This is a genomic window from Cupriavidus sp. FW306-01-F10A (assembly GCF_058782785.1).
Genome location: NZ_JBYSYA010000013.1, coordinates 1 through 10,621, shown reverse-complemented (window position 1 = coordinate 10,621; position 10,621 = coordinate 1). Strand labels below are relative to the sequence as shown.

Here is a 10,621-nt window from a genome sequence, read left to right as displayed (position 1 = left end):
TGCGCAATAATGGCGCTTCGCAACGTCTTGCCGGAGCCAGCGCATGTCCCTCGTCCCCCTCGATGCCGCCAGCACGGCGGCGCGCCTGCCGTATCCCGAACTGGCGCAAGCCATCGCCGACATGCTGGCCGAGCTGCGCGACGGCACCGCCATGGCGCCGCCGCGCATTGCACTGCCGGTGGGCGATGCGCAAGGTGGCGAAGGCACGCTGCTGGTGATGCCCGCGCGCAACCGCAGCCTGGTGATGACCAAGAACATCACCGTCCATCCCGGCAACCCGCAGCGCGGGCTGCCCAATATCCTCGGCGAGGTGGTGGTGGCCGACGCGCACACCGGCGCGCGTATCGCCATGCTCGACGGCCCCACGGTGACGGGACGGCGCACTGCGGCCGTGTCGCTGCTGGCGGCGCAGTGCTTTGCCGCGCGCAAGGATGGCGAGTTGCTGATCGTCGGCGCCGGGGTGCAGGCGCTGACGCACCTGGAGGCCTTCGTGGCCGGGCTGGGCGTGCGCAAGGTGTGGCTGCATTCGCGCACGCGCGACAAGTCCGAGGCGCTGGCCGCGCACGCGCGCACGCTGGGGGTGCAAGCGCAGGTGGCCGAGTCGGTCGCGGCGGTATTGCGCCGGGTATCGATGGTGGTGACGGTCACGTCCAGCCGCAGCCCGGTGCTGCCGGACCTGGACAGCGGCCTCTGGCGCGACGATCACTTCATTGCCGCGGTCGGCGCGTTCCGGCCCGACATGTGCGAACTGCCGCCGGCGCTGTGCCATGCGGCCGCGGATAGCGGCCGGCTGCTGGCCGATACCCTGTTCGGGATCGAGGACGAGGCCGGCGACCTGCTGCAGGCCGGCATCGACTGGGCCGACGTGCAGCCGTTCGAGACCGCGATCCTGCAGGCCGATGCCATCCGCGCGCGGGCTGGCAGCCCGCTGGTGTTCAAGAGCGTGGGCTACGCGCTGTGGGACTTGGCCGCTTGCGTGCTGGCCAGCCGCGGCTGATTACTCGCCGCCGTCCCTGGCGCGCAGCCAGTCGCTGAAAAGCTCGCGCGCCGGCGCCAGGAAGCCGGCGATCGGTTCGCTGCGGTCGCTGGCATACCAGTGGCAGTAACAGCCATGGATGGTCGCCACCATCAGGCGCGCGATCGGCGCGGGCAGTGGGCGCCCCGGGGCGGACAGCGCATCGACCAGGTCCTGCACATGCGCGTCCCAGCTGCGGCGGATCTCCTCGCGCACGCTGGGCGGCACGCTGCCTGAGAACAGCAGGGCCAGCACGACACCCTTGGCTTCCGGATTGGCCGTGAAATAGTCGGCCACCCGGTCGAAGGCGTTTTCCAGCCGCCGCGCCGCGGTCTTGCCCCGGTGCGGCTCTGCGCCCAGCCCCTCGCCAATGTCCCGGAACAGGCTGGTTGCGGCTTCCGCCAGCAGCATTTCCTTGCTGCCGAAATGCCACAGCAGGCTGCTCTTGGCCACGCCGGCCTCGGCGGAGATCTGGTCGAGGGTCACCTCGGCGTAGCCGTGCGCGCTGATCAGTCCGCGCGTCACGGCAATGACGCGTTCGCGCGTTTCCAGGCCGCGGCGGTTCTTGGTGACGGAGGCTGGAGGCTTTTGTGCGGCCGGGCGGGTCGGTGGCATGGGCGGGGCGGAAGACAGGTGGTGCCGGCAGCAATTTAAGAGTATTCGGGCCGGATGCCTATTTGACAGCGGCCGGGATCTGCCAGCAAACTCCAGTATTGTACTGAACGTTCAGCATAATTACAGAAGCCAGGCCGGAGACGGACATCCGGCCCAGGATTTCCAGGAGACCAAGATGTCGTACCCGACTGCCATTGCCGCAGCCGCCGCCGCGCTGGCTGCAGCCGCAATCAGCCTTGCCGGCACCGCCGGCGCCGCACCTGCCCCGGCCACCGCGGGCAATCCAGCCACCGATGCCACCGCCCGTGCCAATGCGGCGGTGCTGCAACAACTGCCGTTCCAGGACCGGCGTGACTTCGAGGCAGCGCGCCGTGGCTTTATCGGCACGCTGGACAATGCCGAGATCCGTGACGCCAAGGGCAACGTGGTGTGGGCGCTGGACCCGTACGGCTTCCTCAAGCAAGACCAGGCGCCAGCCACCGTGAACCCTAGCTTGTGGCGCCAGGCCCAGCTGAATATGCACAACGGGCTGTTCCAGGTGACGGATCGGATCTACCAGATCCGTGGCTTCGATATCGCCAACATGACGATCATCGAGGGCGATACCGGCCTGATCGTGATCGACCCGCTGACGGCGATGGAAACCTCGCGCGCCGGCCTCGACCTGTACTTCAAGCACCGGCCCAAAAAGCCAGTGGTCGCGGTGATCTACACGCACAGCCATGGCGACCACTTCGGCGGGGTCAAGGGTGTCATCAGCGAAGACGACGTCAAGGCCGGGCGGGTCAAGGTGCTGGCCCCGGAAGGCTTCATGGAAGAGGCCGTCAGCGAGAACGTTTTCGCCGGCAACGCCATGAGCCGCCGCGCGCAGTACATGTATGGCATCCACCTGCCGCGCTCGGCCACCGGGCAGGTGGATGCGGGGCTGGGCAAGGGCGTGGCGCACGGCACGGTGACGCTGATTGCGCCGACGGACCTGATCCACAAGACCGGCGACACGCGCACCATCGACGGCGTGCAGATCGAATTCCTGATGGCGCCGGGCACCGAGGCCCCGGCCGAGATGCTGATGTACTTCCCGCAGTGGAAGGCACTGTGCGCCGCCGAGGACGCCACCCACAACCTGCACAACCTGTACACCATCCGCGGCGCCCAAGTGCGCGACGCCAACCAGTGGTGGCGCGCGCTGGACGAGACCATCGACCGCTTCGGCGGCCGCACCGAGGTCCTGTTCGCCCAGCACCACTGGCCTACCTGGGGCCGCCAGGACATCGTCACCTACCTGGGCAAGCAGCGCGACGGCTACAAGTACATCCATGACCAGTCGCTGCGGCTGGCCAACATGGGCTACGTGCCGGCCGAAATCGCAGAGCGCGTGAAGCTGCCGCCGCCGCTGGCTGCCGAATGGCATCTGCGCGACTACTACGGCACCGTCAGCCACAACGCCAAGGCGGTGTACCAGCGCTACCTGGGCTGGTATGACGCCAATCCTGCCAACCTGAACCCGCTGCCGCCGGAAGAGGCGGGCAAGCGCTATGTCGAATTCATGGGCGGCGCGCCCCGCGTGCTGGAGCAGGCGCGCGCAGCGTACGCGCGTGGCGAGTACCGCTGGGTGGCCGAGGTGGTCAAGCACGTGGTCTTTGCCGATCCGTCCAACCAAGCAGCCCGCCGGCTGGAAGCCGACGCGCTGGAGCAGCTTGGCTACCAGGCCGAATCCTCGACCTGGCGCAATGCCTACCTGACCGGTGCCGCCGAATTGCGCAGCGGCCCGCCCCAGGCCGGCCGCCGCGCCGGCAGCCCGGACGTGCTGCGTGCCATGACCGACACCATGTTCCTGGACTACCTGGCGATCAGCCTGAACGGCGACCGCGCCGCGGGCAAGACGCTGGCGCTGAACTGGGTACAGCCGGACACCGGCAAGCGCTTTGCGCTGACGGTTGAGAACGGCGTGTTCCGCTACAAGCCCGACGCGCAGCACGCGTCCCCGCAGGCCACGCTGACCATGCCGCGCGCCGTGCTGATGGGCGTGCTGGCCGGCCAGACCACGCTGCAGGCCGAGACCCAGGCGGGCCGCGCGCGCGTGGACGGCGACCCGCAGGCGCTGGTGGCGTGGACGGCGCTGATGGACAAGGCCGAGCCGAACTTCAGCATCGTGACACCCTGACCGCACAGGGATGGGGCAGGCGCGCGGCCACTGTTGCGTGCCCGCCCTATAAAACCGCTCTTGCCTGAGGGTTTTTTCCTGCGCGCGGCATAAACCGTTGTGCGGATGCCTCGGTGACCCGCCCTGAGAGCCGCTCCCATGCTGGTTTCTTAGTGGTTAACCCTCCTTTTAGGGGGCGTCCTCTACGAATCAGTGTCATCGGTGAAACAGTCGTGCACCGGCTGGCCGGATAATGCACACGGCAGTAACCGAAAGAGGAGTAAGAGGATTATGAAATCGACCTATAAGAAGATGCTGGCGGCGGGCGCTGTCATGGCGCTGGCCGGAGCCGCACACGCGCAGTCCGCCGGCAGTAATATCGTCAGCCTGGGCTGGTTCCGCGTGATGCCGAACAGCTCCGCCGATCCGCTGACTGTCGACAGCATCAACGGCCGCCCGGTGGGCCTGACCCGGCCGAACACCGGCGCGGAAATCGAATCCGCCGACACGCTGGGCCTGGGCTTCACGCACTACTTCACCGACAACATCTCCGGTGAAATCGTCGCGGGCATTCCGCCCAAGCACGACGTCAAGGGCACCGGCAACTATGCCCAGTATGGCAAGCTCGGTTCGGTCAAGCAGTGGAGCCCGGCGCTGCTGGTCAAGTACCACTTCTTCGACGCCAAGACCAGGTTCCGTCCCTATGTCGGCATCGGCGTGAACTACACCTGGTTCACCGATGAGACCATCACCAACCAGAACTTCGTCAACCGCGAGTTCGTGCCGGGTGCGCGCATGACCGCCAGCGCCAAGCCGTCGTGGAACCCGGTCTTCAACATCGGCGCCAACTACGCCATCAACGACAACTGGTTTGTCGGCCTGTCGGTCTCGTACGTGCCGGTGTCGACCCGCGCGTCCTTCACCACCCAGGCGGGCCCGGTGACGATCCAGTCGCACACCAAGATCAAGATCGATCCCGTTGTGACCTTCCTGAACGTGGGCTACCGCTTCTGAGCGCGGCACACTGACGGCAGAAAGGGCACCGGGGGTGCCCTTTCTTATTGGCGCCGGCTGCGGTGGCCAGCTTACGCCACCGACCTGACCGGATAGCCGGCCTCTTCGATGGCATCGCGCAGGGCCTCTGTGTCGGCGCTGCTCTCGACGCGTACGGCCTGGGCGGGCACATCCGCGCTGACACGCGCGGCCGGGTCAACCGCCTGTACGGCACGCGTGATGGCGCCCACGCAGTGGTTGCACGACATGCCTTCGACCTGGAACTGGATCATGGTGGGACTCTCCTGAACGGGATGGGACGGGCGGCGGGTGCCGCGACAGATGTAGTTTGAACGTTCCCATGGTGGGAAGCGCAAGAGGAATTTATTGGCGCTTATGTGACGGTAACCCCCTGTGCATCCGACCTTGACCTTCCAATGATGGTAAGGTCCATGATGCTGACATCGACACTGTGGATGACTCAGAACCCATGCCAAATTCCAGCGCTGTGCTCGCTTCACAACCTGTCAGGCCGGCTGACCGGCCGGCCGACGAAATGCCCGAATGGCGCCTGCCGGTAGACGGCATGACTTGCGCCTCATGCGTGCGCCGCGTGGAGAACGCGCTGGCCCGGGTGCCGGGCGTGCGCGACGTGGCCGTCAACCTGGCAACTGAAGCCGCAACGCTGCGCGCCGACTCGGGCGCGGTGCTGCCGGCCGCCGCCCGTGCCGTGGCCGATGCCGGCTACACGGTGCCGCAGGACACCATCGAGCTGAATATTGCCGACATGACTTGCGCCTCATGCGTTGGCCGGGTCGAGAAGGCGCTGCGCGGCGTGCCGGGCGTGATGGAGGCGCAGGTCAACCTGGCGACCGAGCGCGCCAGCGTCACGCTGCTGCGCGGAGCGGCGGATACCGCTGCGCTGGTGGCCGCGGTCGCGCGCGCCGGCTATGGCGCGACGCCGGTGGCCGATGCCGCATCGCAGGCGCCGCAGGCCGGGCAGGGCACTGCCTTCTGGGACGGCCCCTGGCCGGTGGCGATCTCGGCGGCGCTGTCGCTGCCGCTGGTGGCGCCCATGGTGCTGGAATGGTTCGGCGTGCACTGGATGCTGCCGGCATGGCTGCAGTGGCTGCTGGCCACGCCGGTGCAGTTCGTGTTCGGCTGGCGCTTCTACAAGGCTGGCTGGAAGGCGGTGCGTGCCGGCGCGGGCAATATGGACCTGCTGGTGGCGCTGGGCACGACGGCGGCCTATGGGCTGTCGCTGTGGCTGATGTGGCGCACGCCGGCCGACGCCATGCCGCACCTGTACTTCGAAAGCGCGGCGGTGGTGATCACGCTGGTGCGCCTGGGCAAGTGGCTGGAGACCCGCGCCAAGCGCCAGACCGCCGATGCCATTCGCGCACTCGCGGCGCTGCGTCCCGATACCGCGCGCGTGCGCCGCGGCGGTGTGGAGCAGAGCGTGCCGCTGGCGGCGGTGCGCGTAGGCGACGAGGTGGTGGTGCGCCCCGGCGAGCGCATCCCGGTGGACGCCGAGGTGATCGAAGGCAACAGCCACGCGGACGAATCGATGCTGACCGGTGAAAGCGTGCCGGTGCCGAAGAAGCCCGGCGACCGCATCACCGGCGGCGCCATCAATTTCGAAGGGCTGCTGGTTGCGCGCACCGAGGCGGTGGGCGCCGAGACCGTGCTGGCACGCATCATCCGCATGGTCGAGCACGCACAGGCGGCCAAGGCGCCGATCCAGCGCATGGTCGACCAGGTCAGCGCGGTGTTCGTGCCGGTGGTGCTGGGCATTGCGCTGCTGACGGTGCTGGGCTGGGGCCTCTTTGCCGGAGACTGGGAAACCGCATTGCTCAACGCGGTGGCGGTGCTGGTGATCGCCTGCCCGTGCGCGCTGGGCCTGGCCACGCCCACGGCAATCATGGCCGGCACCGGCGCCGGCGCGCGCGCCGGCATCCTGATCAAGGACGCCGAGGCACTGGAGGTGGCGCACCGCGTCAGCGTCGTGGCATTCGACAAGACCGGCACGCTCACGGTCGGCAAGCCGGAAGTGGTGGCGCTGCATGCGGCCGATCCCGCCGATGCCGACGGCAGCGCGCTGCTGGCGCGGCTGGCCGCGCTGCAGGCCGGCAGCGAGCATCCGCTGGCCCGCGCCGTGCTGGCCGCGGCGCAGGCGCGCGGCATTGCCGCGCCGCAGGCCACCGAGGTGCAGGCCCTGCCGGGCCGCGGCATTGCCGGCGTGGTGGACGGCCAGGCGCTGCAACTGGGCAGCGAGCGCCTGCGTGACGCGCTGGGCGCAGCGGCAGGCTCGCTGGCAACGCTGGCGGAGCAGTTGCGCGCGGATGGCCGTACCGTGTCGTGGCTGGTCGAAACCACGCCGCCGCGCGTGGCCGGGCTGGTCGCGTTCGGCGATGCCATCAAGCCGGGCGCGCCGGCGGCGATCGCCAGGCTGCGTGCGGCCGGCGTGCGCACCGTGATGCTGACCGGTGACAATGCCGGCGCGGCGGCTCGCGTCGCGCAGGCACTGGGGCTGGACGACGTGCAGGCCGAGGTGCTGCCCGAGGACAAGGCCGCCCGGGTGCAGGCGCTGGGGCGCGATGGCGCGGTGGTGGCGATGGTGGGCGACGGCATCAACGATGCGCCGGCGCTGGCGGCGGCGCACGTGGGCATTGCCATGTCGACCGGCACCGACGTGGCCATGCACGCCGCCGGCATCACGCTGATGCGCGGCGACCCGGCGCTGGTGGCCGATGCGCTGGCGGTCTCGCACCGCACCGTGCGCAAGATCCGGCAGAACCTGTTCTGGGCTTTTTTCTACAATGTGGTGGGCATTCCGCTGGCCGCAGCCGGCTTGCTGAACCCGGTGGTGGCGGGTGCGGCGATGGCGTTCTCCAGTGTCAGCGTGGTCAGCAATGCGCTGCTGCTGCGCCGCTGGCGTCCACAAGCCGGTGCGGCACCTGCCGCGCAAGGAGGTGAGTGATGAATATCGGCGAAGCGGCGCAGGCGTCGGGCGTGTCGGCCAAGATGATCCGGCACTATGAATCGATCGGGCTGGTGGCGGCACCGCCGCGCACCGAGGGCGGCTACCGCCGCTATGACGAACGCGCGGTGCACAACTTGCGCTTCGTGCGGCGCGCCCGTAATCTGGGATTCTCGCTCGACGAGATCCGCAACCTGCTGTCGCTATGGCATGACCGCGGCCGCGCCAGCGCCGACGTCAAGGCGCTGACGCTGCGGCATGTGGCCGACCTTGAGCTGCGCATCGCCGAACTGGCGGCCATGCGCGACACGCTGCGCGAGCTGGCGCAGCACTGCAGCGGCGACGACCGGCCGGATTGCCCGATCCTGGCCGATATGGCGCAGCCGGAAGCTCAGGGCAGGCTTGCCTGCCACGGTTGAGCGGGACAGACAGTGCAAGGCAAGGCAGGCAGCAGGCAGCACCACAAAGAATAACGACAGCCGGCGCCAGCGCTTTGCTGGCGCTCCGTGCCGGGAGGAGACTTGCGCGAATGGAACAACCGATGACGGACGATCCTGCTATTGCCGGTGTTGCCGGCATGCCTGCCGCTACCCCTGCCGGCACGCACGCGCCGGTGCAGAGCCGCCAGCGCATGCGCGACGGCACCGAGCTGCTGCTGCGCACCTGGCAACCCGATCCGGCGCGCTTTGCCGAGCCGCTCGGCTCGGTGCTGCTGGTGCATGGTCTTGCCGAGCATGCCGGACGCTACCAGCATGTGGCCGATGTGCTGTGCGGGCTGGGCCTGCGCGTGCGTGCGCACGACCTGCGCGGCCATGGCGCCAGCGGCGGCGCGCGCATGGTGGCGGACCATCAGGATGCCTACCTCGACGACCTCGCCGAGATCTATGATGCCGCGGTGCCTGGCTGGAACGAGCTGCCGATCCTGCTCGGCCACAGCATGGGCGGGATGATCGCGGCGCGCTTTGCCACCGCGCGCGTGCGCCCGGTGCGCGCGCTGGTGCTGTCCTCGCCCGCGCTGGCGCTGCGCCTGTCGGGCCCGATGCTGGCGCTGCACCGCGTGCTGCTGGCGCTGGCGCCGCGGCTGCGCGTGCCCAATCCGATCGATGCGCGGCTCTTGTCGCACGATCCCGCCGTGGTGGCCGCCTACCGCTCAGACCCGCTGGTGCAGACCACCATCACCGCCAGTGTACTGGAGAGCTTTATCCGCGGCATGGCGCAGGCCCAGGCCGATGCCGCGCTGCTGGAGGCCCCCACGCTGATGCTGGTCGGCGGCGCCGACCGCGTGGTGGACCCGGCCGGCAGCCGCAGCTTCTTCGACCACGCGCCGCCGGAGTTGCGCGAACAGGTCTGGTTCGAGCACGGCTACCACGAGATCTTCAATGAAGCGCTGCCGCTGCGCGGCGAAGTGTTCGCGGCGCTGACCGGCTGGCTGCAGCGTCACCTGCAGCAGCAGGGACACTAAGTCCGGAACACCGACTCGGCCACGCCGAACACTGCCGCGACGACCGGGTCGTCGCGGCGCGTGGCCAGGCATACCAGCGTCAGTTCGGTCTGCACCGAGACCCCTTCAACGATCACCAGCCCGTGCGCATGCGATTCGCGCAGCGCGATCGCGTCGCGCACCAGCGACAGCCCCACGCCGGAGCGCACCAGGTCGAGCATCGAAGCCTCCTGGTCGACATGCGCCACCTTGGGCACGCCGGCCGGGTCGACGCCGGCCTGCGCAAAGCGCGCGGACAAGAGCCGGTTGTGCGCCGATTCGGGCGGCGTCCAGATCCACGGCAGCGTTGCCAGCTGCGCCCATGAGCGCAGCGCGGTGCGCTCTTTCCAGCCCTTGGGCGCCACCACGTAGTAAGAGAAGGGCGTCAGCGTCAGCGCATGGAAGCCGGCGTCGGGCGGCTGGCCCAGGTAGAAGCCCACGTCGAGCGCGCCGCTGCGTACCTGCTGCAGCACCCAGCCCGACATGCCGTGGCGCAGCTCGGTGCCGATCTGCGGGTGGCGTTCCACCAGCGTGCGCAGCATCGGGCCCAGCCGCGTGAATTCCGGATCGAGGATGGTGCCGATCGCCAGCCGGCCGCGCACGGTGTGATGCATCGCGCTGACGGTGTGCTGCAGGTCGCCCACGCCGTCGAGGATGCGCTCGGCCAGCGGCAGCAATGCGGCGCCGTCGGCGGTCAGCGTCAGGCCCGCGGCAGTGCGCTCGAACAGCCGGATGCGCCACGCTGATTGCAGCGCCTTCAGCTGCAGGCTGACTGCGGGCTGCGTCAGGTGCAGCCGCTGCGCGGCGCGGGTCAGGTTGCCCTCGCGCGCGACGGCAACGAAGGCGCGCAGGTGGTGGAGGTCCAAGGCAGTGTCGGGGCGAAAGGTGGCGCGGGAGCGAGGCGTGGTGCGGCGCAATATTTTGCGTGGCTTATATTGCGATTGACGATAAATCATTGGACGGGGCCGCGCAACTGCACCAAGCTTGCGCTCAATACGGCCCGGCACGCCTTGTGCGACGCGGCATCGATGCCAGTGCGAGACTGGCGGATGTTTGCGCCAGCGTCTTCACCAGACGCAAAGTTCGGGCAAGCCGCATGCCGTCAGCGACCCAGCATTCAGGAGCGGAAGTGGAAGACATAGTTGCAGAAGCCAGCGCGGTGCAGACCATCATCGGCCATAGCATCGCAGGCCGGCAGACACGCGGCGCATCGCAGCGTCTGGCCGATATCTATAACCCCGCCACCGGCGAAGTCGCCGCACGCGTGGCGCTCGGCACCACGCAGGACGTGGCCGACGCCGTTGCCGCCGCCCATGCGGCATTCCCCGCCTGGGCCGACACCCCGCCGCTGCGCCGCGCGCGCATCCTGTTCAAGTTCAAGGAGCTGCTCGACCA

General features: G+C 68.9%; 10 protein-coding genes. 7 read left to right on the top strand and 3 right to left on the bottom strand.

The annotated features are described in order from the left end of the window. Positions 1-43: 43 nt before the first annotated feature. Positions 44-997 carry a delta(1)-pyrroline-2-carboxylate reductase family protein gene (locus tag AC3WLF_RS19045; RefSeq protein WP_492358634.1) on the top strand — a complete coding sequence of 318 codons (954 nt, stop codon included), beginning with the start codon at positions 44-46 and terminating at the stop codon, positions 995-997. Here the strand turns inward: AC3WLF_RS19045 and AC3WLF_RS19040 are convergent, their stop codons facing one another. Further along, positions 998-1,630: a TetR/AcrR family transcriptional regulator gene (locus tag AC3WLF_RS19040; RefSeq protein ID WP_492358633.1), complete on the bottom strand. Its 633-nt coding sequence runs from the start codon at positions 1,628-1,630 to the stop codon at positions 998-1,000. Between the two features lie 175 nt (positions 1,631-1,805). Here AC3WLF_RS19040 and AC3WLF_RS19035 point away from each other — a divergent pair, with 175 nt between their 5' ends. Both AC3WLF_RS19035 and AC3WLF_RS19030 read left to right on the top strand, forming a co-directional pair. After that, positions 1,806-3,794 (top strand): alkyl/aryl-sulfatase, encoded by a 1,989-nt coding sequence (locus AC3WLF_RS19035; protein ID WP_492358632.1) that lies wholly within the window; start codon positions 1,806-1,808, stop codon positions 3,792-3,794. A 270-nt stretch (positions 3,795-4,064) separates the two neighbouring features. Then, positions 4,065-4,787 (top strand): OmpW/AlkL family protein, encoded by a 723-nt coding sequence (locus AC3WLF_RS19030; protein ID WP_492321547.1) that lies wholly within the window; start codon positions 4,065-4,067, stop codon positions 4,785-4,787. 71 nt (positions 4,788-4,858) lie between these two features. Here AC3WLF_RS19030 and AC3WLF_RS19025 read toward each other — a convergent pair whose 3' ends face one another. Beyond that, a complete protein-coding gene (locus tag AC3WLF_RS19025) occupies positions 4,859-5,059 on the bottom strand; it encodes a heavy-metal-associated domain-containing protein (protein ID WP_492321546.1) in 201 nt (66 codons plus the stop codon). Positions 5,060-5,256: 197 nt separating this feature from the next. On the opposite strand from AC3WLF_RS19025, the gene AC3WLF_RS19020 reads away from it, so the two are divergent. The 3 genes from AC3WLF_RS19020 (at position 5,257) to AC3WLF_RS19010 (ending at position 9,208) form a co-directional block, all read left to right on the top strand. Beyond that, on the top strand, positions 5,257-7,746 hold the full coding sequence (locus AC3WLF_RS19020) for a heavy metal translocating P-type ATPase (protein WP_492352669.1): 2,490 nt from the start codon (positions 5,257-5,259) through the stop codon (positions 7,744-7,746). Beyond that, positions 7,746-8,165 carry a Cu(I)-responsive transcriptional regulator gene (gene cueR, locus AC3WLF_RS19015; protein WP_010811293.1) on the top strand — a complete coding sequence of 140 codons (420 nt, stop codon included), beginning with the start codon at positions 7,746-7,748 and terminating at the stop codon, positions 8,163-8,165. The genes AC3WLF_RS19020 and cueR overlap by 1 nt, the downstream gene beginning before the upstream one ends. Positions 8,166-8,275: 110 nt before the next feature. Then, positions 8,276-9,208 carry an alpha/beta hydrolase gene (locus AC3WLF_RS19010; protein WP_492321544.1) on the top strand — a complete coding sequence of 311 codons (933 nt, stop codon included), beginning with the start codon at positions 8,276-8,278 and terminating at the stop codon, positions 9,206-9,208. On the opposite strand, the gene AC3WLF_RS19005 is transcribed toward AC3WLF_RS19010, so the two are convergent. Next, a complete protein-coding gene (locus AC3WLF_RS19005; RefSeq protein WP_010811291.1) occupies positions 9,205-10,092 on the bottom strand; it encodes a LysR family transcriptional regulator in 888 nt (295 codons plus the stop codon). The two genes, AC3WLF_RS19010 and AC3WLF_RS19005, sit on opposite strands and share 4 nt — an antisense overlap. 293 nt (positions 10,093-10,385) lie before the next feature. Here AC3WLF_RS19005 and AC3WLF_RS19000 point away from each other — a divergent pair. After that, a partial coding sequence (locus tag AC3WLF_RS19000; RefSeq protein ID WP_492358691.1) for an aldehyde dehydrogenase family protein occupies positions 10,386-10,621 on the top strand: 236 nt, incomplete at its 3' end.